A 23,886-nucleotide genomic window follows, 5' to 3' on the forward strand; every position below is an offset into this window, starting at 1 on the left:
TCGTCGTGAAGATCAACGCCGACTTTGAAGTCTCGTCGCGAATGGTTGATCGCTCGAAGCTTCCCAAAACGACGAAGCCTCTGTTGAGGATAAGGTGGAGCGATCTGCTCCAAGCCAAATGACGTTCGTCCGCGAACGCGCAGTAACAGGCTGATACCGCATCGATTTCTTTGGACTCTCGGCTTACCCGTCATCATGGGCCGAATGTCCCAATCCGCATCAATGTCCCAACGCGTCACAATCGCGAGCGAAACGCATTGATCATTGCCCGTGAGACATCGCCGGGATAGCAGATTGGGGCAGCACCCCCGGGTTTCGAATATGCGCTCCTGCGCCCGCAGCGTCGTCCGGCCCGATCGCGACTTTCCGGGCAAGGGCACGATCCGCTATAGCCGGAGATCGACTCAGCGATGATGCGCTGTACGATCACGGAATCGGATATCTGCGGAACCTTGATTGGCTCTTTAGGAGATGACTCTACGGATGCGGGTGTATCGCTCTTCGGCTCTGACGGTGGTTTATCGGTACTTAGGAGATGCGATGCGATCCAACCCTCCCGCCGCGTTAGATTGTCTTGGACGCGCGACCACGCTCCATCGACCGAAAGCAAGCGTACTGCTCGACCCGCATCATACCGATCAAGGATCGAAAACGTCTTCCCGGGCCCTTCTCGTAGGGCGACGCGCTTGCCGCGCACGAAAACCGTTGCGACCACTTTCTCCATGTCTGCTCTATCAGGCGGTACAGAGAACTGGTCTTGCTGAGGCGTCGCTGCAGAGACTTGCGTGCCACCGTCGGCCGAGGATTTCTGCTCTCGAGCAACGATTCCTGAAGATAGCCGCGTTTCGTTGACTGCGGCCCGTTCATCGCCAATCGAGCCGATCCAATAGATGACTGTTACGACTACGGCCGTGCCAACTAGAAATCGCCGCATGAGATCCCAGCCCCTGGGTTGCGGCGATACTTCATCAGAGCAGGAGTGACTCTTCTTTACGCGCACTGGAAAGGTTTCGTAAAGACAGCTTCTGAGCTGTATCTCAGCTTTGTGGGCAACCGCGGACTGAAGTACAGTGAACTAAAGTCTTGTTTCTCTGTATTCGGCTTGAAATCGAAACTTCAGACATTGGTCGCTTCCCGTCAGTCTCTCGCGAATATCGACGCCTTCGATTTTGTTCTATCAGAGTTGGGAAAGACGGCACGTCTGCAGCTTGGTTCTGCGATCAACACGGAATCTAATCTTACGTCGAAGGTGTTCAGTAACATCGCGAACTCGCTTGATATCCAGCTCGCTTCCTATTCCTCGCGGTTCAATTTGATCGATGAGAGCTTGGTTAATCGACGAAATAAGATCGCACACGGCGAGTTTATCGACATTGGCGGGAAGGAGTTTGGCGAGCTTTTGGATGATGTCTTGCAGATAATGCGCGAGTACAAAACTGACCTGCAGAATGCAGCCTCGACAGCAGCATATAAACGCTAGACCTGGTCCCATCGGCGTCACGTACTAAACGAGCTGTTCGGCGATGCCTCGCCCACCGATGAGCCCCCGCTAACGTCTGCGATTCCCGATGGCGACGATGACGGCGAAAGTCATCGCACTAGTTTTCGACGCCATTACTTCTTTCCCAATCTTCGTAGCTGATCTTCTGAACTTCCAATCGCGAGTTCTCTTCACCGATACGCCAACGGCGAAGTAAGTAAAACTCCAACGCCTTACGCGTCGCGACCCTCAACGCCTCTCCGTTAAAACCGTACTCTTTCCGCACGACCGCGGCCTGCTCCCCAGAAAGCCCAACTTTCGGTCGAAGCCAGATGACAGCACGCGTCTGCCAATCTACGTCCACGGGCAGGGGATTGAGAAGCTCGCGTGTTTCAAAGGAGCTTCGCTCGTCAACACGCACAGGCAAATAATCACGATACGACTGGTGCTTGAAACTGAATGCGCGAAGGTGGACGTTTTCGCCGTCTGAGGTGAAGCGCACGGGCGCAAGCCACTGCCCCGCGTCAGCACCTGTCGTCATTGATGTGTAGCAGATATGGATTGCCCTGCTCGCTTTCATCGCTTCATAAAGCCTGACAATGATGGAAGGCTCAGCCCATCGATTTGGTGCCGGCACAACCGCTGACGAGAGCCCCTCTTGTGCGTCGGCAAGCACCTCAAAATCGCTCGTTAGATTTGGCGAAAGAAGCGGGCGATGTCCCGCGGATGCGACATAAGCCTTTCGTACGGGATCGTACTCAGGCGGTACTGCCGCTATTTGCAGATAGGCTCGAAAATCGAGAGCGGCCTGGGCGCTCGATATCTTAAACCGCTCCATGAGGTCGCGTCGCCTAGCGCTGCCGCGCCAGATCAGGCAGCGATCGAGGAATATTACGCGCTGACTTTGCGCATCATTGAGGTCATCGAGCGTCATAGACAGAATCTATCTTGACTCACCCCTTCGCGTCCATATAAAAATTATACGTATAATAGTTATACGGACTTGACGATGAAGATTCTTCACACCGCCGACCTGCATCTCGGAAGACAGTTCAACGGATTGCCTTTGGATGACGACCATGCAGACGTGCTGAACCAGATTGTCGAAGCAATTCATCGCCATTGCCCCGACATTCTCCTGATCGCAGGCGATGTCTTCGACCGAGCCGCCCCACCTGCCTCGGCGGTGCGCCAGTTCAACGCCTTCCTGTCGCGTGTCGCCAAGGAAACCGAGGCAGCCGTGATTATTATTTCCGGCAACCATGATTCCGCAGATAGGATCGAGGCGATGTCGATCATGCCCGATAGATACCGCGCGATGATCCGCGGCGCGATTGCCGTGGATGAACATCCGTTCGTCCTTCACGACGCGCACGGCCCTGTCGCCTTTTCGGGGCTTCCGTTCTCGTACGAATACGCAGCACGCGAATGCTTCAAAGATGAATCGCTGGCCTCGCCGGAGGATGTGCTGAAATCGCAGGTCGCAGCTGCCCGAAAGCATGTCCCCTCCGATATGCGCTGGGTGGTGATGGCTCACGCCTCCGTCACCGGCGCTCGCAGCAGTGAATCCGAGCGGCCCCTTGCAAGGGTCGGCGGGATCGAGACCGTCTCTGCCGAAATCTTCGACGGTGCGTGCTACGTCGCCCTTGGCCATATCCACCGGCCGCAGATCGTAGGCGCCCAGCACATTCGATATTCGGGCGCTCCTCTCGCCTTCGGCTTCGACGAAGCCGACCACGACAAATCGATGTGCCTCGTGGATTTGGATGGAGTGGGCAACGTGACGGTCGATCAGATCGCCTTCCGGCCGACGAGAAGGGTTCGCGTACTGACGGGACGTCATGCAGAACTGGTGGCGGCGGAAAGATCCGAAGATCTCATTAAGGTGGTGCTGACCGACGAAACACCCATCATCGAGGCGATGAAGCGGCTTAGGGATGTGTTTCCCTATGCGTGCCAACTCACGTACCAGCGTGATGAACGCTCGCCAATCGGCGGATCATTTATCGCATCGCAGACCAGCGCAATCGAACCAATCACCCTTGTCGGTGAATTTGTCGAACAGGTGCGCACGACGCCGATCACGGAGGTAGAACGCGCCATCATCGCAAAGACCTTGCATGAGATCGGCTCCGAGGGGCAGGCAGCATGAAACCAGTTCGACTCACAATGCAGGCGTTCGGCCCATATGCAGGGCGCGAGGTCGTGGACTTTCGTAACGCCGTAGAAGCTGGGTTGTTCGGCATTTATGGCCAGACGGGATCTGGAAAGTCGACAATCTTCAGTGCCATGACCTTCGCTCTCTTCGGCCAAGCAGCCAAGGTCGAGCAGGACGCACCAACCCTGCGCTGCGACAGCGCCGACGAAGATCTTCCCACAGAGGTCGAATTTGTGTTCGACATCGCCGACAAGCGCTATGTAGTGCGACGACGGCCGGAACAGCGCCGCCCGAAACAGCGCGGCACGGGCGAGACGCGCGATGCGCATGAGGCGTGGCTGTTCAATGCAACCGGCCTGGCACTTGATGCAATCACGCCGGATAGTCCGGGCAAGGTGATCGAAGAAAAAAAGGTTGCTTTCGTGGGCAAGGCGATCGAGGAGCTCCTCGGTTACGGCGCTCATCAGTTTCGGCAGATTGTGCTCTTGCCGCAGGGTCGGTTCGAAGCCTTTTTGGCTGCGGACACCAAGGCACGGCTCGCCATCTTGCGTGACCTTTTTGACGTCTCTCTCTATCGCGGTCTGGCAGCCAGCTTGAAAGCAGATGCCGAAACGTCAGAGCGCAAGGTCCGCGAGGAACGTGCGATCCTTGCAGGACGGCTGCAATTGGAGGGTTTCGAAAGTCTCGACGCACTGAGGTATGGCATTGCGACAGCGGATGGTGATCTTCGGGCACTTCAGAGGTCCGAAGACGAACAACGCGCCACGTTGAAGCAGAACCAGACAGCGCTTGAGGGCGCCCGCGTCGTTGAAGGACTGTTTCAGGCTGCAGAACGAGCCAAGAGCGACCTCGAAACTCTGGCCAATAAGAGCCAGGAAATCGAGACGATTGAACTTCGGTATCGCGCGGCAGAGAAAACCGCCACTTTGCTTGCCTTCGAAGAGCTCGTCATCCAGGCCGGGCAGGACCTCAAAACCGTGGTAGGAGCCCACACTACCGCAGAAGAACGCTCAGCTGCCGCCGCTCAAGAGGCCGAAACCGCCTCCATGTCCCATCAGGACGAGGAAGCCCGTGCCCATGAGATCGGCGCGTTGGCCCGCGAGGTGGAAACACTTGCACGCCACCAGATCAGTCTCGAAAAGTCGCGGGAGGCCGCGGCCGCCGCTGAGATGGCAGACAGAAAACTCACGCTCGCAAGACGAACGCTCCAGACAAGTACCGATCATCTCGCCGCTCTGTCAAAAAAGCGCCGGGACGAAAGTGAGGGGTTGAAAACCGCCCGACTGTCGGAAGCGCAGCGATTGCTCCTTGAGCGCCGGCTCGCTACGCTCGAAGTCAGCCTGAGACTTGCCGAAAATGTCGAAAAGGCCGAACAGGATGTTGCTACCTCCTTGCGTCAGATCGCCGGCCTAACCGATAAGCACCACGATTTGGCTAGCGCTTCGTCGAAAGCAAGGCTCGCATTCGATCATGCCGAACGACGGCTCTCCGACGTGCAGGCGCTCTACCTCGCCGAAAAGCTCCGACCGGGAGAGCCGTGCCCCGTTTGCGGCGCCACGCACCATCCGGATCCGGCAATAGGTAGCGTCGAGCACGCGGGGCTCGACATAGTGTTTCGGGGCGCAAGAGAGGAACTGGATAGACTACAGAGCGCCGAACGCGACGCCTATACCGAACTCGCCTCCGCGCGCGGCATTCTTACCGAGCGCGAAGACCGGCTCGCAGCCCTCGAACGGGCGGAGCCACCATGCGCCGAATTGCGCGAAGACATTGCGGCGGAGAAAGCGAGCTTAGAAACGCTCGGCCCCGCGGTCGACATTCAGGCGGTGGAATCAAATCTGGAACGGCTCGACCAAGAGCTCGCCACCGAAGAGGGTACACACGAGAAACATCGGCTTGCGGCCCAGCAAGCCGAAACGGATGCTGCGACCGCCAACACCCTGCTTGCCGCGATGTTGGCAGAAATTCCGGAGGAGCTGCGCAACCGCGAAATGCTCGATGCCACACTCCGCACAAAGCAGCAGGTCCTGGCGCAGCGCGAAAACGCGCGTCGGGCCGCCGGTGAGGCCCTCGCCAAAGCGAGTGAGCGGGCACTGGCTGCGCGAAAGGATCTCGAAGCAGCCGAAGAGGTTGTGAAAGATCGCCAGCAGCGACTGACAAAAGCCCGCGCGGACTTCGCTTCGCGCCTGGCACAGGCCAAGCTGACGGAGGATTCGTATCAAAGGTTCAAGAGTGCTATCGTCAGCATCGAGCAGGACCGTGCGGCAGTAGAGACCTATCGGCGCGAGGTGCACGCCGCAAACGACGCCGCCCGCCGGGCCGAAGACGCGATTGCCGGGCGCGAGCGTCCTAATCTTTCCCCTCTCGACGACGGTGTGCGCGAAGTCGAGGGAGCACTGCAATCTGCACAGGCTTTGCGGGCTGATGCCGCGGCCCGTCTCGGTCAGTTGAACAGGCTTCTCGTCGAACTTGCCGGGACCATTGAGCGACTGGATCGCGCGGAAGCCGAAAGCGGTCCGCTGCGGGAACTAGCGGCGCTTATGGACGCGAAAAACCCATTCAATCTGGACCTTGAAACCTTTGCGATTGGCGCAATGTTCGACCGGGTCCTTACCGCTGCCAACCAGCGCTTCGGACCGATGTCCAACGGACGTTACCGTCTTGAGCGCGCCGTCGAGGGTGGTGGGCGAGGCCGACGCGGACTCGGCATCCAGGTACATGACATCCATACCGGCAAGCCTCGTCCGACCACAACTCTGTCAGGCGGTGAAGGCTTCATCGCCGCCCTTGCGCTAGCTCTCGGCCTCGCCGATGTGGTCGAAAGCGCGAATGGTAAGGTGCGCCTCGACACTATCTTCATCGACGAGGGGTTCGGGAGTCTCGACACGGAAAACGGCGCCGGCACGCTCGATCAGGTGCTACAGGCCCTCAACTCGCTTGTAAGCGAGAACCGGTCGGTCGGGCTAATCTCGCACGTGCCGCTGGTCCAGGAAGCCATTCCTAATGGCTTCTATGTACGCAAGGAGCTTTCCGGCAGTCACATCGAACATAGAGGAACCGCCTAAATGGGCCATCGATGGTTTCCGCGCAAATCCCACCCGCGCCGACTTGCATCAGGCAAGGTGACATCAGTCTGCAGCACCATCGTCTGCCGTGGGGTCGATGAAAAAAGCAAGAAGCAGAGCTATCGTCATCCCTGTCCGCACTGCGGCGCACAGATCGTCAGCGTTCACATGAGAAATGGCGGCTGGGCGCACTTCGAAGGCAAACAAGGGCTGTCGAGAACAAAGCACTCGTGCCTGCATCTGGGTGATGGTCTGGGACGTCGCCGCGACAATCTTACACCAGACCTCTTCGACCAATAGGTCCGCTGCGTAAAGCAGTTATGGAAAAGTGATCCGCGGCGCCCCAGCTCGTTGTCGTTGGTACGCCTGGACTGGAAGGAAACGCCATCCGCTACATCGAGGAACTCAACAAGGCATTCCCTGTCAACGTTTCCTATCGCCAGGTTTCGTTGGACTGAGGGTCGCCGGCCGCATTGAACGAAGAAAGGCCTCGTCAGCCATTGCGGTCTCAGGCCTTCTTCCTCGCCCTCGAACGGCGGCGGTCTGGAAGACCGTTTCCGTGAACTCCTTGAGCTCGCTGTCGAACCCAAGCATCGCCCTGAAATAGATCCGCTGTACGAGTTCAAGGGAAACGATCCCTTGCGTGATGTCGATGTTCATGAAGTGCCTCGAGTACTCCTCTTCGCGCGCTCGGAACCGCTCTTGCGGCATCGTGACAGTCCAGATGATGCAATGAAGGCTGAAGAACAGGTCGATGCGAAGAGTGTCCGGTCCGTCCTTTTCGGCAGAGATGATTTCCGGGTCTTCGACGCCTTCGAAGTCCTCGACCGTGAAGCTGTCGATTGGATCGAGGAGCTCCGGCGATATGTCTGACACAGCCAGCAATTCACGGAGCTTGTGAAGGGAGAGCCCCTCAAGCAACTCTATTGCGGCGTCTTCGGCAGTGGCCGCCATTTCCTGGCCGAACTCGTCGAGGAACGTGTCGATATCGTCGCGAACAAGCCTGCGCCGCATGTCCTCCGCTGCTTCGCCGGACAGGGAATTCGCGAAGAGCTCGCTTTCCTTGCCGGAGAAACTGAACACCACGTCGCCCCACGGTTTTGCCTCGACAGTCCCGAACAGCTGGGCCAGCCCCTTGGAGGCGGCAAATTGCAGGCTGACCTTCTGGCGCGTCCGCAGTTCGGGAACAGCACCGGCGACGTCCAGGCGAAGCGCCTCCCAAATCAAGGTGATGTAGGAGGGACCGCCCTCGAAAGAGGTGGAGACAATCCCGACGACACGACCTTCGCTATTGACCACCGCCCCGCCGCTCATGCCTCCGAGTGTGTCCATGTTGACCTCCACGCAAGGTGAGGCCAGGAAATTCCCTCGCCCGCTCGGGAAAACGGCGGTCACCAGTCCCGAGGAGACCATGGGCGTGACACGGGCAGCACCGTTTTCGATGTGATGGTGCCTGAAACCAATCGCCCACAATCGTTCACCAAGAAGCGGTAGCGCCACCTGCATTGCAGCAAGGTTCAAGGGAAAATCCTCGTGCGCGTCGGAGTTCAAGGTGACACCTACAAGGGATAGGTCTGAGGCGATTTTCCGGGTGTCGTCGAACTTGTCTTTGCCGGAGACTGTGACGACATCGTGCGGCAGCCACGCCCGGGCCTTTCCAGGAAGGAACGTGAAGAATACGGGCCCGTGCCCCTCTCGGGCAAACTCGTCCAAAACGTGAGTGGCAGTCAAAAGAATGCCCGGCGCAACCATGACACCACTGCCGAGAATGGTCATGCCATCCTTGTCCAGCTGACCCACGGCGACCAGCGCATCACCGGCCTCGTACATCGAGGATAGCGGGCCAATCCCGTCCTCGGCGGAAAACTCTGCCCATCCCCAAGCGACTTTCAATGACGATAGCGCGGAGTTGTCAGCTATGATTGCAACACTGTGGCTGTCGAGATCTGTCACGCGCGTCACCTTCTTCGGAAAAAACTCGGCGTTTCTGCACTGGCGGCGGCAAATCCGCCAGAAAATTCGCGCAGCGATAGCAGGACCGGCGCGTGGGTGTCTCGTTTGGCGCACCCTTACGTCCGGCTATATCCGTTGGCCCGACCAAGATCGAGCGAAGGTGTTGTCGCTTGGCATTTAATTAGGGTCTTCCTCACTTTGCGTTGATTATTGTTGAGCGGCAGCATGCGTGCCCTGAGCAGCTCCGGGCCAGCTCTGCCATACATCGCACGCTTGATTGCTTTCAGGCGGTTGGATTTGGCCTTCCGCCTGACCGTTGCTCCACGGCGTCAAGATCGCGGTGCAGGACGCGTGCGAACCGCTCAATTGCGACCAAGCCCGAGTTAAGAGCATCGTCAATCCAGCTGTCGAGCTTGCCCGGATAGCGGCTGCGAACGATTCCGCGGAAGCGCATAGCAAGGCTGTGCATTGAAGCGAACTCAGGCGAGCCCTGTTTCAAAGCATCGACCCTTCTCGCCTGACTGATCGTCAGCAGGTTTCGCGGCTTCAGGCAGAGGGCACCTGCGACTACCGGGGAGATCACATGGCCGGTCTCCGGATCGCGTATCGGGACAGCATCGCGGAGTGGTTGACGCGGTATGATGGGAGCGGGCGACGCACTGTCCTTGACAGACCGCTCGGCGCGGCGCCAGCTAGCGAGAAGCCGCTCGAGATTCGAGAAACTGCCCCTGTAGCCGCGCTGTTTGATATCGTGGAATAGATGCCGTCCGCAGCGATTGCCTTCTTTCCAGCACGCGGCGAGAAACTCCTCCAAGTATAAAGGGGATGTTGGCTTCAACGCCGACTTCTGTCGGTCGGGTGGCGTCTCGAAAGTCACCCATTTCGCGATGCTGCGCCGGCCGACAACCGAACGGCGCTCCAGGTCGACGATCATCGTGCCGTAGCGCCACGATCGCCGCCAGCTCCAATCATCTATGCCAACGACCCGGATCGTGGCGTCGCGATGAGCGCGCGCGGCATCCCGCTTCCGCTGCCGCAGGATCGTGTCGTCGCTGATCGGCATCCCGAGCCGTCGCATCAAGCGCTCGCCAGGACGGCCGCCTGCGCTTTGGCCGAGCAGACCGACAATCTCGGAGACCGGCGCGCATAGGGGGAAGCAATCGTCGGCAGTCGGTCGGTGAATGTTTGTCGTTCACATTTTTGATGCGCGCACCGCCAGCGGCTCAACCGAAGCTTCACCGTTACGGCCTTGCCCTGGACCGGCAGATCTTGAAGGCTTCGGTTGCACCAGCCATGCCGATGTCGAGTCCGCTGTCCGCAGTCAGGGCAAATGCCGAAAGCTGGTCCGGAGGCGGAAACAACCCAGCTGTCGTCGTCATCGAGCGAGATACCCCAGGACTTTGACCCCTGGGCCGGGCGACCATTTCGCTTTCGTTCGCATGCCCGCCCATAGCGGCAGCATGTCTAACCGCAAGTGAACCACACAAAGTGAGGAAGACCCGCTTTAAATGCCGAACCTGGCTGAAAGAGCCGTATCCTCACGTTTAACTGCCAAGCGACATGAGGATCGACGACGGGAAGGTATTCGGCAACCGGCAAATGCGGACGGCGCGGCAATTTCGGTTCGCCGGGGCGAACAAGGATCCTATGTGCTTGTTGAAGGCGACGTGTCGGCAGGAGAGCAAACCGGCACGTTTGCCGGTCCGGCGTTTATCGATGGTGCAAGCAACGCCGCCGGATACGACAGCTCGCACGATGAAGGTGCCGAACCAGCGCAGCGACGCCGGCCCTCGATCGGAATGCCTACCGCCTCCGCTTCCACGGGCTATTATCTCGTCGTCGATGACAACGACAATTGCGACGGCCAGGGTGTGACCCTCAACGGTGTCTACATCAAGAAGGCCGCGTCTAGGTGATGGTTGCCGCGTCCGTGGACCCGCCGATCGGCAACGTCTGCGCATGCGTCGATTTCCGCGAACAATGGCGGTGAAGGCTTTACTTGGGATTGGTGACACTTCATGACTAGGCCTAACCTTCTTTTGTATTTCCCTGGATAGAAGTTTCCAATGACCGATCGTCCGAACAATCCGCGGGCTTTTGCAGAGGTAGTGTCCATCGACGTGTGGCGAACGCCCTACGCAAATGGCACGGGCGAAGCCGACCTGCATATCGATGTCGGTTTCTTTGAAGGTCGCCTGGGCGCTGACGCTTTGGCTGGATCGCCGGTTCGGTTCCGGCTCAGTCTCAAACGAGCCGAAATCCATGTGTTTCGCGACCAGGCAAATATTATCGAAATTCCCGCAAGCAGTGTCGCCCGCGAGGCCCTTGTCGCGAGTAAAGCGAAAACCACCACCACCCAGTCGAGATCGATCAAGGGCGCAGTTAAGGCGGCATTAGCGAATGGAAAGCCTCGGCTCGACCTGGACCTTGATGCCAAGGGCGGCACTGAAATCACCAAACGGATCGAGAAGGACGAAGATCTCGGCGAGATGCGCATCGCGCATCGAAAAATACCCGACGGTCGCGGATATGTTTTCACAATCCAGCCGGCGACTGCGCGAAAGCTCGACGGGTCCGCCTGGGATCCGGCCGTTCCACGAATGAAGCTTCGCGACACGAAGGCCGGACGAAAGCGCGGCGACCCTCCGGAGGTGACAGTTCAGATCCATTGCAGACGCGAAGACCTCCATATCGAGGATCCCACGATCGTTGACGCGACGGTTTGGAACGGCGGTCTGCTCAGCAGAAACAAGCAAATTGCGGTGGAGCAGTACATCAAGAAGGAGGTACTCGCCATGGGGCTGCCTTGCGGCGATCTGTCAGATTCCTTTGCGACCGTGATCCTCGCTGATGCCGTTTCCGTGGAAGAGCGATGATGTTCGACCGGTTGCGGGCGCTCTGCGCCGCCAGGACAGAGAACCTTGCCGAGCTGGCTGAAATTGCAGCACCCGGCGACCCTGCATTCTTCGATGGCGCTCAATTCTCTGGGGCAGACCTTCGCGCCACGAACCTGACAGGGTTTCGTCTGCAGGGAGCTGCGCTGGGAGGCGCTAGAGTCGACGAAACGACCATCCTGCCGGAAACGACGTCGCTGCTCGATCTCAAACGCGGTGACAAGAATATCCCGTTTGCCGTCCATGTCGTCGACGGCATCTCGTCGGCTATCCAGAAAGAGGTGATCTCCTCGCTCGATAGTCTTGAGAAAAAGGCCGGCAAACACGGCAGCTCTGATATAAGAGGCCCGATTTCGCGACGATCGTCAAATATCCTCCTGCAGAACGACAACGAACGCAATTTCAGGCTGAGCGCGATCAGACGAATGCGTCGCCTCGCCAGCGATATCGTCGCATCACGGGAAAGCGATCTGACCATCGGCGGCGTCCTAAAAAACGTCGAGCGTCTGGTGGCGATGATCGGGATCTGCGAAACCGTCCTGAAGAAATACGAGCCGCGGATTTATCAGCGTATCTCGCGCTCGATGAAAGCAGAGATGGAAAAGCTTGGTGTGCTGGTCGAAAGCCATGACGCACAAGTCCCGGTAACCAGACAGCAGTGGAAAGCGATTTTGTCTCGGCTGCCGGCGACAGTTTCCAGCCTAGGCCAATTTGCGTCGAAAAGCGCCCAGGGTGATATACTCGCCAATTTGCTGTTCAGGATTTTCTTCCTGTTGGAAGATGTCAAGGATCTCTATCTGGCGCTGCCTGCAGATCAGCAGAAAATTGATCCCATCAGTTTCGAGATACAACTTGAGCACGCGGATGAGCCTTACGAATCATATGGATCTCACGAACCACACGTTATGTGAAGCGTGAAGCTCTGCAATTCGTGCGCTGCAACTCCGACGCTTTACCCTCTGAAAAATCGCGCTCGCCGGCCAACCACCTTCACCAAGTTGAGGCAACACTCAGCCGGATAGATCGTCGACGAAGCCGCGAAACTGTCTGGCGACATCGCCTGGAGCCGCAAGCAGCGCGGCGCGCAGCACCGACTGCGTGCGCTTCCAGCCAACTGGCGTCGACGCGATCGCATCTTGAATCGCGAGCACAGACACGGCCGGCGTCGAAAGGAGCGCTGGCGCATCGCATAACTTCGCCCAGGCTTTCGTGATCACTCGAGAGAGCGGCACGGCAACGATCGTTCTCAGGGGTGGCGCCCTGTGAAGCCCGCTTGCGAGGACCGCGTGCACTGCCAGCAGTTCGCCCGTGTTTCTATGTCTTGCGAGCGCGCCAAGCGCAATGAGGATGCGAGCCTCCCAGCTTGGCTGGTCGGCAAGCAGCTCCGGGATCGGATCGCCCGGTCCGAAGAGGCGTTCTTCGGCATTGTCAAGGAAGGTCCGGAGCCGGTCATAGCTTTGATCGACAGGCAGGTCAGCCCGCCAGGCAGCCAGCGGCAGCGACGACAGTCTGTCTTTTGCCATCAGTCCGACGATCACCGCCACGATCCGAGCGACGATGAGGAAGGCGGCAGCGTCGCTGAGATCGGGCGGCGCTGGATCGCTCTCAAGCTCCAAGTCGGGATCGTCGCCACGATCGCGCAACCTCAGCAGCTCAGCAAAATAGCTTGCTTCGCGGACGGCCTCCCTGATCGCGTCGGATGGATCATCGGACATGACTGCAATACGCGTCGAAGTCTCCCAGTTGGTCCCGACGAAGATCACGTTGCGCGATCGCCGGATCAACGGCACCAGCGAACCAATCACGCTGCGATCGCCCTCCGGTAAGGCAAGATGCAGGTCGAGAAGCTGTCGCACGAAATGCGGAAGATTGGCCGTCTGGTCCGTCTCCCAGATGATCGTCTCGGTGGCGCTGGCCCGCCCGACGATATCCTCGACCTCGGCGCGCTTGCTGCCGTCTTCATGGGTGAAATCGACCACCACCCGCCACATGCCGGCAAAGATATATTGGCGGACCGATCGGAACGGCTCCGGGACCACATCCCGATCGTCCTTCATGATCATGGCGGTGGCGTCGGTCAAAGCGGTAAGCGCTGCGGCGGTCTCGCCAGCAAGGTAGAGGGCCAGGCCATGATCGGCGCGGTAACCGGCACGCCGGGAGACGGGATCCTCATCGCTCAACAGGGCATAAGCATCTCCGAAGCGGACGGCCGCGAGCGGCCAGCTCTTGTCCTGCGCTGCCGCGGCGGCAGCATCGCGCAGGATTTCAGCGCGATAAGACGCCGACATGCCGGATGCCGGCAAAATCTCATCGTAGATTGTGAGCGCCGCCGCCGTTTCGCCGAGCTGGCAAAGAACCCTTGCCTTGGCGGCCAACAGGCGCGGCTGGCGGCCGATCTGCTCCAGCGCGCTGTCGGCGGCCGCCAGCGCAGCGGCGCGATCGTTCTGATCCTGGTCGAGGGTTCGCACTAGGCGTGCGGCCGCGCTGTCGGCAAAAACAGGCAGGTCGCTTTGAAGTGCAAGCGGAAGCGCTCGCTCGAGCTCGACTGCAAGAGCTTTCCAGTCGCGATCTGACCGCTGGTTTTCGCCGACCCAGATCGTATCAAGGATCATCGCTGCCGCATCGTGTTCGCCGGCCGAGCCGCCAAGAATGAAACGCCGGTCGTCGAGATCGAGATCTTCGGCAATATCGAGCAGCGCGCGAAAGTCCGCGGCACTTGTCAGCGACCGAAGTAAGGTCATGGCGAAGACCGGCGCCAGTTCCGAAAATATGTCCGGGATCGTGGTGCCTACCTCAAGCGATGCGATGCCGGCCTTCACCCGCGCGGCCGCACGGCGCAACCGGACGCCGATATCGACGGCAGCCGTTATATCGCCGGCGACGACGCCAAGCTGCATGACCTGCCAAAGGAACTGGAAGTCGAAGAAATCGGCCGCAATGTCGCCATCGGGACGCTCGTCGGCTTCCTTCAGCGCACGCCGAATGATGCCGGGAATCTCCATTCGTCCGCCCTTCGACGGCGATGCGCAGTTGTAGAATACGGAACACGACGCGGTCGATTGCGCCCGGGAAGGGCGTGTCGTATCCGTCATCGACCCCAATCATCGCAAAAATCCCGGAAGTATCGCCAATTTCCTGCCAGACCTCCGGCGCAGCATCGAGCAAGCTCGGTAGAAGATGTACGAGCGGCCCCATTTGTTTGCTGAGGGCGGCGTGCATCAGCAATGTTGCGACATCGCCCGACGACAGTTTAGGATCGGAAAGCCATGCCCAGGCTATTGCGGCATGCATCTGCTCGCTCCACGGTACGCCGAGCGTGTCGACACCGATATTGCGTAGAAGCGGCGAGGCACGCAGATCGGAGGTGTCGGTGACTTCGAGCCACGGGCCGGTGAGCCGATCGATCGCAATTCCAGGCTCGGCGATTTGAGGCGCGATCTGGCCGACGGCGATCAGTCGTTTTCGTGAGATGCGCCCCATCACGAGACTTGCCCGGTAGAGCATTTCACGCTGGTCCTGCGGAAGTGCCGCGACCATTCTTCGCGCCTCGGCACGCACATCGACTATTTCGGCGGTCGGGGCGATCCACTCCGTGATTGTGGGTGCTGGCCAGTCCTGCTGTTGCAGGGCCGAAAGGCGCGCGTCGGCGAGTTGCGGATGCCCGCTCGTCGAAGCATGGACGATCTTCGACCAGTTCTCGGCGTCGCCGGGCGGACAGCCACCGGCAATGAAATAGCGCGCGACCTCAGTATCGTCGAAGAAGGGGGCTGCAAAGGTGCTTGGTTCATCAAGACCGATCGCGCTGGCAAGACGCGGCGGCAGGCGGTGTGCGCTGGTGACGAGCAGCCCGCCTCCATATGCTGCCAGCGACGCGGACAGCTGTTGCAGCGCTGGAAAAAACGGCCGCGGGTCGTCGCTGGGATCGAGATCGTCGAGGATGATCGTCATCTTCGTTTCGCGGCTTTCGACATGGTTGGCAGCCGCCCGCAAGCGAGCGAGTGCGGCCGCAGGCGGCAGATCGCGCAGATCGATCCATCCAACGGCGGCGCCGAATGCGGCAACAGCGGCTGCGGCAAGCATGGTCTTGCCTGTTCCGGTCGATCCATGGATCTGAGCAGCACCTGCGGCGACTGCCTTGGCGATTTCGGCCTCGAAGTCGGGCCGCGCAAAACGCCGCTTTGGCGCACGGGGCGGCCTCGTAACGGCAAGTTCGCTCTGAGTGACGGGCGATTGTGCCGCGGAGCTTCCCGTAGTCTGCTTTATCAAATCGATGAGGACCGCGGTAGAAACCTTTGTCGTGCCGGCGTCTTCGAGGATTCGCAGAAGGTCACCGCGGCGGAGAGGCGGCCGGTCGTGAAGTGTGGCGTTCGACCAGGCTGCAAGATAGAGCGGCGCAAGCGCGCCGGCCGCAGCGGCTGCACCAATGTGTCTTCTGTCACCAAGCTCAATGAGCCGTGCTTCGATGCGCCTTTGCAATTCGCTGACGTCGGGCTGGCCGGTGATCCACGCGAACGGCTGCACGAGGTCCGCGATGAAAGCTTCAACCGAGGCTGCCGCAAGAAAGTCGCGAAGCGATTGCGGCAGCACATCGCACGTCGCGAGGTAGGCCCTGATGCGCCCGGCATGTTCGAGCGATGCAGCAGCAGTCGGTGCTCGCCCGATCGTCTCCCATGCATCGATCCCGGTTAGGGACAGGTTCAGCCCCTCGCCCCGCTCCTGGCCGACCCCCGATGTCGTGAGATAACGAAACTGAAGCGCAACACCCGGATTGCGCAGCTTATGCGTCCAAAAATGACCGATGGCGGAAAGCGCGTTGGCACTGCGCAGCGTCAGGTTTCCTGTCCCTGCGGTATCCTTGACCTGTTCGGTGACGACGTAGCCAGGACCGATCTGATCGAGATCCTCTGCCCCTTCGAGAACCAGGATTTCGCCGTCGCCAAGACCGAGCCAAGCCTCGACCGAGCGCAGGATCTGATAGGAATAGCCACGCATCGTGTCGACCGCTTCCCGCGCGGGATCGTTGATCAGCGGTCTTGGATCAATCGTGTGGCTCATGACCTGATTTAGGCGAAGGAAGCATTCGACTGCAAGCACCGTCAGATAAGCAAACGCCCAACGGAGACCGAGCGACCGGGATCGCGTAGGCGGCAGTTGAACGCCAGCGACAGCAGAGGACCGATAGACGGCCGGTTTCGCACACCACGATTTTTTCTTTGCTTTGAGACAGCAACAGCACAGCCGTAGATGATTATCGCCATCGAATCGGCAATAATGACGGTTGTCTATTCTTGCAATTTATCGGGGCATCCATGCATTTGAGCCGTATCGTCATCAAGGGCTACAGATCCCTATCTTTTGTCGATGTCGCGATCCAGGATAAAGCGACTTGCGTCATCGGCGAAAACAATACGGGAAAGTCATGTCTGATGCAGGCGCTTCGCCTGTGCCTCGACGTAGACTTCTCATCTGCATTTCGAGCTCTGCAGAAGGACGACATCCACAGTAGCCTCGATCAGAGCAAGCCCTTCCAGGTGTTAGTCGGCGTGGAGTTCACCGGGTACGAGGCGAGCGACAACGAAGTCGCGATGCTTCATGGGACGCAGCTTGGCGATGGCCGCGCGCGAATTTTCTATAGGTTTCGTCCAAAGAACCTCGTCCGGAACGCTCTTGAGGCCGGAGAACGAGCCGTCGACAGCTTAACGCTGGAGGATTTCGGATGGGAACTTTTCGGAGGCGGCGACCCCAACGTCGACCTTGCTGACTTCGAATGGGATACCGACAATGACGAGATCGGTGCCCGCTCCGTCGGTTTGCAGTATCTTCAGGCCTACCGCGTAGTCTTCCTCCACGCGCTGCGGGATGTCGAAGGTGACCTTGCCGATATGCGCCGTTCTCCACTGATTCGTCTGATCGAGGCCACCAAGATCGGAGCAGGGGAGCAGGCGGCATTGATTGCGGCGGTGAAAGCCGCCAACGACGCGATCGAAAAATCGCCAGCGATCGAGTCCGTCGCGGATGCCATCGACGGAGCGCTCAAGGATGTTACGGGCGAGGCCTTTTCGCTCGACGTCGATATCGGTCTGAGCTCACCTACGTTCCAGTCGATCCTGCGAAATATTCGCATCCTTTTGAGCGGTCCGTCACTGAAGTCGTTCGAGCCAAGACGCAATGGTCTCGGGATGAACAATCTCCTCTATATTGCGATTTTGATCGAGCAATTTCGGAAGCGAGCAGCCGAGGGCAAGGCGGCGGGCGAACTGATCCTGATCGAGGAGCCCGAGGCACACCTGCATCCGCAGCTACAAAGCGTCTTGCTGGAGGCTTTGCGCGAACTGCCGTTCCAGTCGATCGTAACCACCCACAGTACACAGGTGACTGCGAAGGCCCCACTGTCATCCTATGTCATTATGACCAACACTGGCGGCAATGCGCCGTTCATTTCAACGATTACCTCAAACACCGCACTTACACCACACGACGTTGCCGATCTTGAGCGGTACCTTGATGCAACAAAGTCGAATCTCCTGTTCGCGCGCAGCGTGATGCTGGTCGAGGGAGCTGCGGAAGCTTTCCTGCTACCCGGCCTCATCAAATCGGCAATGGGGATCGACCTCGACCGCGTCGGGATCTCGATCGTACCAATTCATGGCGTGCATTTTGGAGCTTATGCCCGCCTGTTTTCAGCGATCGGCCTCCCGAAGCGGTGTGCGATCGTCGCCGACGCAGATCTCGAGGCTTCGGACGCCAAATCGACCGAAGAGGACGAAGACGATGTCGATACGCCGGAGAAGGAAGTTCTGTCGGCTTTGGAGGGGGACTTCGTAAAGGTCTTCCTCGGAGCAACAACTTTCGAGCGGGAGATAGCCCTCCCTGCAAATCTCGACATGCTGCACAAGGCTGCAGTGCGTATAGGCGCGCGCCGGATCGCAAGTAAACTGGAGATCGCCGATCTTGTCGGGTCGGTTGATGACGGTTTGAAAAAGAGTGTGCTCAACACAGCCAAACGGTTCGGAAAGGCGCGTTTTGCGCAGCTCGCTGCTGAAAATATCCCAGGGAATGCGGCCGTTCCCGCCTATGTTCGAAACGCGGTCGATTGGCTGCTCGAATGAAACTGACACCGCAACAACAACTCGCCCTCGACCATCCTGGCAACCTGCTTTTGAAGGCGTGCCCAGGAAGCGGCAAGACGCGCACTATCGTGGCCAAGCTTGTCAACGAGGTGGATGCACTTCGCGGGACACCCTTTGCGGTCGCATGCATCACCTACACCAACGCCGCGGTCGGTGAAATCGACTCTCGCGTCGCTGCGCATCTGATGCCGGACGACCAGATAAACTATGTCGTCTCCACGATACATTCCTTCTGCCTGCATCATATCCTGCGTCCGTTCGCGAGCAGAGTCGTAGGCTTTTCCGGCACCATGAAAGTGCTGACCTCGGAGAGGAGCGAGTTCGCCGAAATCGCCGATCGCGCTGCCGAGCTGGTCGGTCGATATGATCTTCGCTTCGAAGATTATGTGCGATTTGGTGGAATTGGCCTCGACGCAAGGGGTGAATATATTGGATCCGCGCTCGAAGACGACATGATCGCTCGCGCGGCGCCGCACTTCATGCGACTGGCTGCCGAGCGTGGATTTATCGACTTCGCAAGTATCCTCTATCATTCCTATTGCCTGTTGCGGGACGATCTCGAAGTCGTCCGATCTGTCGCGACCAAGTTTCGTTCATTCCTAATTGACGAATTTCAGGACACGACGGAGATTCAAGTCGAGATCCTTCGGCTTCTTCACAAAGAAGGTCGATCCCGGCTCTTTCTCGTCGGAGATCCCGCCCAATCGATTTTTGGCTTCGCCGGCGCCAGACCGGAACTCATCGATCCCTTTGCTGACGATATCGGCGCAAAGCGTGACTTATCCCTCTCATGGAACTTCCGCTCAAGCCCGGCCGTCGTTGAGCATGCAGAACGCCTTTTTCCCCGCGATCCCGCGATGACCAGTGAGGGAAAAGCAAAGGTATGCCTCGAGCCGGTCCATCTGGTCTCAACGCGAAGGGTTTTCGATGCGATCACCGACGAGTTTCTGCCCGCGATCGAGAGGATGAAACTCCCGTTGGGCCGGTCGGCGATCTTGGCAAAGAGCTGGAACGCGCTCTATCCCATTTCCCGGGCGCTTAGGGACTACGGCACGCGAGTGGTCGGGCCAGGAGCACGGCCCTATAAGCGCTCGCGTTTGTTTGCAAGCCTCGCCGAACAGCTTGGGGCGGCGGTAACGGACGAGCACCGGTATAACATTCGACAATTGGAACGCGCGACGTTCAACGCGATTCAGGATGCGTGCGGGGATAGTCGTTTTGACGTCTACGGCTTTGACGGCCGGCGAACCATGGTCGCTTTATTGAGGGCCGCGGGAGATCTAGCGACTAATCTCGATGGCGTCGAATGGCTCAATGCGATGGCACGAGAGGTTGGTCGTGTTCTGGTGAAGGATCAGTGGATTCCCGGTGAACACGAGCTCGACTTCGCGACATCGGTACAAGATATGGTCGCGGACATGCGCCACAACGATATCGACGTTGATAATCTATCGATTGATGATCTGGGTATGTTTGCGAGCCCGGACAAGGCGCTCCGTCTGATGACCATCCATGAGTCCAAAGGGCGGGAGTTCGCGGCGGTCGCCGTGATCGGGCTGAAGGAGGGTTCTATGCCCCACTTCAAGGCACGTTCTCCTGAGGCGATCGCAGGGGAACGTCGGCAGTTCTACGTCGCGGTTACCAGGGCGGAGAAGCTCTTGATGTATGTGTACGACCAGGATCGTTATAATAATCCGCCCAGCCGGTTTCTCGGGCCAGGCGGAGTGGGCATGGTCTAACGAGGCCGACCGTCGATACAAATGTGCTCGACGACCTTCGACCAGTCTGGGTTCATCCTCACCCCGGCACGAGGGTTGGCTGTAAGATAATCGGCCACCTGATCAATTGTGGAGAGAGGAACTTGATCTTTGTTCGAGCCGTCCGCGAGGCAAACGAATAGTCCCTTGTTTTTGCCGCTCTTGGCGCGCTCGACCCGCTGGACTGCAACACCCCCAACGATTTTCTCGATACGTGTGACTATGATGAAATCGCTCCTGACCGTAACTGCAATAAGGGCGCTCTATCCTTCAGGGGAGTAGATTGTCGGCCGCGGACCGTGACCTGCGTCACCCATCGCGATTTGCCCCAGCCCGCACCAGAACAGGGACCGTTAGCTGCCCGACGACCTCTCATAGAGCACCGCGTGGATACTATCCAGGATGACCGGCACGGATGTTTGATTGGAAGGCATGAGAAGGTACTGCTCCGGGCTGTAGTCGTCCATGGGACCTACGTTGCCAAAGTCCATGAAATCGAATAGCCGAGCCTTGAATGAAAGCTCAATTCGCTTTTTCTCAGAAGAGGCATTCAGGTCCCGCAGAATTCCCTCAAGAACGTTGCTGTCTACCGAGACCTGTATTCTCACGACGCTGTCGTCATCCCGTCGATACATACCGCCGTGTTGTCTGCTGAAAGGCACCAAGCTGACAGAAACCCTTTTCAGGCGGCGGGGCGTCGGAACAAACCACGGCTTTCCATCTTTTCCTTCGAAGTTGTCAACGTGGCGACACATGATCGTGTCGCTCTCCTTGAACTCCCCAGTCGCTTCGAACGCGAAGCCATCCGGGGTAGTGTTCTCGGCGACACCATCGAACTGACGCTCCTTCGAAATGAGCGCCTTCTTTTCGACGTCACTGAGCGCTTCGTAGTCCGCCAGAACCTTCTCTATGTTGTAGGACGAGGCAATCTCATCCGCGTCTGTTCGAAAGAAATTGACCGAACGACTAATAGTAAAATGGTCGAACGACAGATTCAGATATGTCCACCGACGAAATGCATAGCCGGAGGCGGGTGATTCTCCCTGACGCTCCCAGCGGATAATCTCCGGATGGAGCCAACGATAAATTGTCTTCTCTTCCAACGCTGATTCCCCATGCCGCGCGGTTGAACATTCAAGTGATCACAGATGGATGTCAATCCTCCAGCGCTGACGCGACCTACGGTCGTCTGCCGGGAGAGGCCAGGACAGTATCGTTAGGGATTTTGCTAGGTGCGATCTGCTGCGGGAACATTAGAAGCCATGATTTTTCTTCGGGATTTCAAGGGCTATCGGCTGGTCCGAGTGGCGTGATCCGAACACGTGACCCCCCGCGTTCGGAAGGCTATCTGCTTAGGTAACTCCCACGCCCGAAAACTCACCCGCCCCGTCATCTCGCGTAAGCACAGCTCACCGACAATGCGCAGGGCCGCCTCCGGATCATCTCGAGCGTCTTGGCGACCATGCCAGCGGAGACGAGCGCATGGGCGATGACAAGATCGATCAGCTCCGGCAACTTCGAAGTGGCATGCCGCCCGGCGAGGCGCCACTTTCCTCCCGGGCGGCATGCCGGCCGGGCGCCGTCGCTTTCGTCAGTGCAGCTTCAGAGAGAGCGAGCACGGCGTCGATCTCGGCCAGCTCCGCGACCAATCCGTCTGGCGAATCCCGCTCTGCCCCCTTCCCTACCGCGATGGCTTCTGCAACGACTGCCGCTGGAAGCGTGGCCGGCGCGGTATCCTCGCAGTCCTAATGTCGTGGCTGGCGTCATACAGCACCAGGTCCTCGAGATGCACCAGCTCGCCGTCGATCCACAGCGAGGCACAGGCATCGGCAAAATGAGACCGTTCGACCCGCCCCTCCCCAACAAACGCTATCCCAATCGCCGGCTCGCGCCGCGCAGTGCCGGCGTGTCGGTCGCAGTAGCATCCGCGAACGAATTCATGAACAATTAGCCATATGAATTAATATATGGAATTTTCACAAACGGAAACTAAAAGCAGCTCCACTTCCGTCATCCAGACGCCGTTTTCCGCGCATGCTCACTATCGATAGGTATCAAGTATCGATAGTGACGAGCCCCGCTAACCTCGCCTAGCGACCAATGCATTGCCTCAATTTGTCCATCACGACGGGCAGACTACGCAGTCATCTTTTCAATATTCAACGGACCAATAAAACGCATATAGTTATGAATTTAAGAGTATATACTCCTATGATTCATCAGACCGTCGTGAGCATGGCCGTTATTATACCTTCGAAGCAGACACCAATGGCCACAACATCACTTTCAACATTGGATGCAAGCGCATTCCGCACAGCCCGCGTCAATGATCTCGTTGGCCCGCTTGGTCGACAGATCACTTGCGGCCTGCGACGTGGCACCGGATCCGCGAGGATTATCGCACAGTCCTGAACGGAGGGGATTTTTTGTGGGCATGTTACAGCTCTGCATTCCGCGGACGTTGCCAGCCTGACACCCCATGAGAACTGCCGATCGTAGAGGCACGTCTGCATCTCATCAGACCATCGAAGGCCGCTTCCCAGACTTCATGAAACCCGGCCAGCCAAAAAACCGCAGAGTGCGATGAACGCTTTCTTCACTTAGCGGCATCGATGTTCGATGCAGCGAAGCGCTCACGGAGCCACTTCGCAGCTGGCCCACAAGCGCGTTGCTTGTGCCAAATCATTTCCAATGCGACGGGAAACTGTCCGTCGCCAAACTGCAGCGCCGGAGTAACAAGATCCGGTGCATACGGTGAATATGCGATGACGTGGTCAGGAACAAGCGCCCAGCCGATGCCTTGCCTGACCAATTGCAATATGACCCACTGGCTCTCCACCCACCAGACTTTCGCGGCCTTTCGCAAGCGTTGTTTTTCCGGACCCCCGTTCCGAACGGCAACCATGATCTGGCGATGGCGCTTGAGGTCCTCCCAGTCTACAAGAGCGTTCGCCAAAGGGTGATCCTTTGAGCACACCATTTTCAGCCGAACCCAGCCAAGCGTCCGGAATCCAAGCTCAGCAGGCGGTACCTCCTGGCGCCACGTCACGCCAATATCGGCCTTTCCATCCATCACGAGGCGGGCCACGTCTTCCATCATCGGAAACAGGAGCTCGAGTTCAACATGCGGAAAACAAGACGCAAATTCCGAGAAAACCACGCCCAATTCGCGGTCAGGGTAGAGCTCATCGATAGCGGCGACCAGGCGTGTCTCGACATGAGCCTCGAAGCTACTGGCGACACCGATCAGGTGTTCTCGACGGTCCAGGATCACCTTGGCTTCGAGCAGGAGCCGTTCCCCAGCCGATGTAAGTGAAGGCGTCCGCCCCGACCGGTCGAACAGCTGAAGGTGTTGATTTGCACTGAGAAGTGATCCGGCATTGCGGGATATTTTCATCGAGAATTGACCCATGTTTTGAACCTTGCTCCGCGTGTTTTCAGCGGGAGCT

15 protein-coding genes and 2 pseudogenes are annotated in these 23,886 nt (G+C 58.5%); 9 read left to right on the plus strand and 8 right to left on the minus strand.

The window, feature by feature from the left end:
- Positions 1 to 235: 235 nt before the first annotated feature.
- A complete protein-coding gene (locus tag QN224_RS34195) occupies positions 236 to 934 on the minus strand; it encodes an SH3 domain-containing protein (protein ID WP_369292627.1) in 699 nt (232 codons plus the stop codon).
- 18 nt (positions 935 to 952) lie between these two features.
- Here QN224_RS34195 and QN224_RS32350 point away from each other — a divergent pair, with 18 nt between their 5' ends.
- Positions 953 to 1,480: an MAE_28990/MAE_18760 family HEPN-like nuclease gene (locus QN224_RS32350; protein ID WP_283980001.1), complete on the plus strand. Its 528-nt coding sequence runs from the start codon at positions 953 to 955 to the stop codon at positions 1,478 to 1,480.
- A 118-nt stretch (positions 1,481 to 1,598) separates the two neighbouring features.
- Here QN224_RS32350 and QN224_RS32355 read toward each other — a convergent pair whose 3' ends face one another.
- Complete coding sequence (locus QN224_RS32355; protein WP_283980002.1) at positions 1,599 to 2,414, minus strand: hypothetical protein; 816 nt, start codon at positions 2,412 to 2,414, stop codon at positions 1,599 to 1,601.
- A 75-nt stretch (positions 2,415 to 2,489) separates the two neighbouring features.
- Between QN224_RS32355 and QN224_RS32360 the strand changes: the two genes are divergently transcribed.
- Genes QN224_RS32360 through QN224_RS32370 form a run of 3 tightly spaced genes read left to right on the plus strand, consistent with a single transcriptional unit; the run spans position 2,490 to position 7,003 of the window.
- Positions 2,490 to 3,632: an exonuclease SbcCD subunit D gene (locus tag QN224_RS32360; RefSeq protein WP_283980003.1), complete on the plus strand. Its 1,143-nt coding sequence runs from the start codon at positions 2,490 to 2,492 to the stop codon at positions 3,630 to 3,632.
- Positions 3,629 to 6,703, plus strand: a complete 3,075-nt coding sequence (locus QN224_RS32365) for an SMC family ATPase (protein ID WP_283980004.1) — start codon at positions 3,629 to 3,631, stop codon at positions 6,701 to 6,703. Before QN224_RS32360 ends, QN224_RS32365 begins: the two co-directional genes overlap by 4 nt.
- Positions 6,704 to 7,003 carry a hypothetical protein gene (locus tag QN224_RS32370; protein WP_283980005.1) on the plus strand — a complete coding sequence of 100 codons (300 nt, stop codon included), beginning with the start codon at positions 6,704 to 6,706 and terminating at the stop codon, positions 7,001 to 7,003.
- A gap of 123 nt (positions 7,004 to 7,126) precedes the next feature.
- Here the strand turns inward: QN224_RS32370 and QN224_RS32375 are convergent, their stop codons facing one another.
- Together QN224_RS32375 and QN224_RS32380 are read right to left on the minus strand one after the other, a co-directional pair.
- Entirely contained in the window at positions 7,127 to 8,656 is a 1,530-nt protein-coding gene (locus tag QN224_RS32375; protein WP_283980006.1) for a serine protease, read from the minus strand.
- 203 nt (positions 8,657 to 8,859) lie between these two features.
- Positions 8,860 to 10,045, minus strand: a pseudogene (locus QN224_RS32380) (transposase); the annotation flags it as partial.
- Between the two features lie 260 nt (positions 10,046 to 10,305).
- Between QN224_RS32380 and QN224_RS32385 the strand changes: the two are divergent.
- The 3 genes from QN224_RS32385 (at position 10,306) to QN224_RS32395 (ending at position 12,461) form a co-directional block, all read left to right on the plus strand.
- Positions 10,306 to 10,572 carry a hypothetical protein gene (locus QN224_RS32385; RefSeq protein ID WP_283980007.1) on the plus strand — a complete coding sequence of 89 codons (267 nt, stop codon included), beginning with the start codon at positions 10,306 to 10,308 and terminating at the stop codon, positions 10,570 to 10,572.
- A gap of 150 nt (positions 10,573 to 10,722) precedes the next feature.
- Positions 10,723 to 11,532 carry a hypothetical protein gene (locus QN224_RS32390; RefSeq protein WP_283980008.1) on the plus strand — a complete coding sequence of 270 codons (810 nt, stop codon included), beginning with the start codon at positions 10,723 to 10,725 and terminating at the stop codon, positions 11,530 to 11,532.
- Complete coding sequence (locus QN224_RS32395; protein WP_283980009.1) at positions 11,532 to 12,461, plus strand: pentapeptide repeat-containing protein; 930 nt, start codon at positions 11,532 to 11,534, stop codon at positions 12,459 to 12,461. Before QN224_RS32390 ends, QN224_RS32395 begins: the two co-directional genes overlap by 1 nt.
- A 1,882-nt stretch (positions 12,462 to 14,343) precedes the next feature.
- Here QN224_RS32395 and QN224_RS32400 read toward each other — a convergent pair.
- The gene (locus tag QN224_RS32400; protein WP_283980010.1) at positions 14,344 to 16,605 is read right to left on the minus strand and encodes a hypothetical protein; all 2,262 of its coding nucleotides are present in this window, start codon (positions 16,603 to 16,605) and stop codon (positions 14,344 to 14,346) included.
- 254 nt (positions 16,606 to 16,859) lie between these two features.
- Here QN224_RS32400 and QN224_RS32405 point away from each other — a divergent pair, with 254 nt between their 5' ends.
- Together QN224_RS32405 and QN224_RS32410 are read left to right on the plus strand one after the other, a co-directional pair.
- Positions 16,860 to 18,659, plus strand: a complete 1,800-nt coding sequence (locus tag QN224_RS32405; protein ID WP_283980014.1) for an ATP-dependent endonuclease — start codon at positions 16,860 to 16,862, stop codon at positions 18,657 to 18,659.
- The gene (locus QN224_RS32410; RefSeq protein ID WP_283980011.1) at positions 18,656 to 20,419 is read left to right on the plus strand and encodes an ATP-dependent helicase; all 1,764 of its coding nucleotides are present in this window, start codon (positions 18,656 to 18,658) and stop codon (positions 20,417 to 20,419) included. The genes QN224_RS32405 and QN224_RS32410 overlap by 4 nt, the downstream gene beginning before the upstream one ends.
- Positions 20,420 to 20,790: 371 nt before the next feature.
- On the opposite strand, the gene QN224_RS32415 is transcribed toward QN224_RS32410, so the two are convergent.
- The 3 genes and pseudogenes from QN224_RS32415 to QN224_RS32425 all read right to left on the minus strand — a co-directional run.
- The gene (locus tag QN224_RS32415; protein ID WP_283980012.1) at positions 20,791 to 21,540 is read right to left on the minus strand and encodes a hypothetical protein; all 750 of its coding nucleotides are present in this window, start codon (positions 21,538 to 21,540) and stop codon (positions 20,791 to 20,793) included.
- A 254-nt stretch (positions 21,541 to 21,794) separates the two neighbouring features.
- Positions 21,795 to 21,988 (minus strand): annotated as a pseudogene (locus tag QN224_RS32420) (helix-turn-helix domain-containing protein); the annotation flags it as partial.
- 1,045 nt (positions 21,989 to 23,033) lie between these two features.
- A partial coding sequence (locus tag QN224_RS32425; protein ID WP_283980013.1) for a LysR family transcriptional regulator occupies positions 23,034 to 23,886 on the minus strand: 853 nt, incomplete at its 5' end.

The organism is Sinorhizobium sp. 7-81 (assembly GCF_030124405.1).
Taxonomy (GTDB): Bacteria; Pseudomonadota; Alphaproteobacteria; order Rhizobiales; family Rhizobiaceae; genus Sinorhizobium; species Sinorhizobium psoraleae.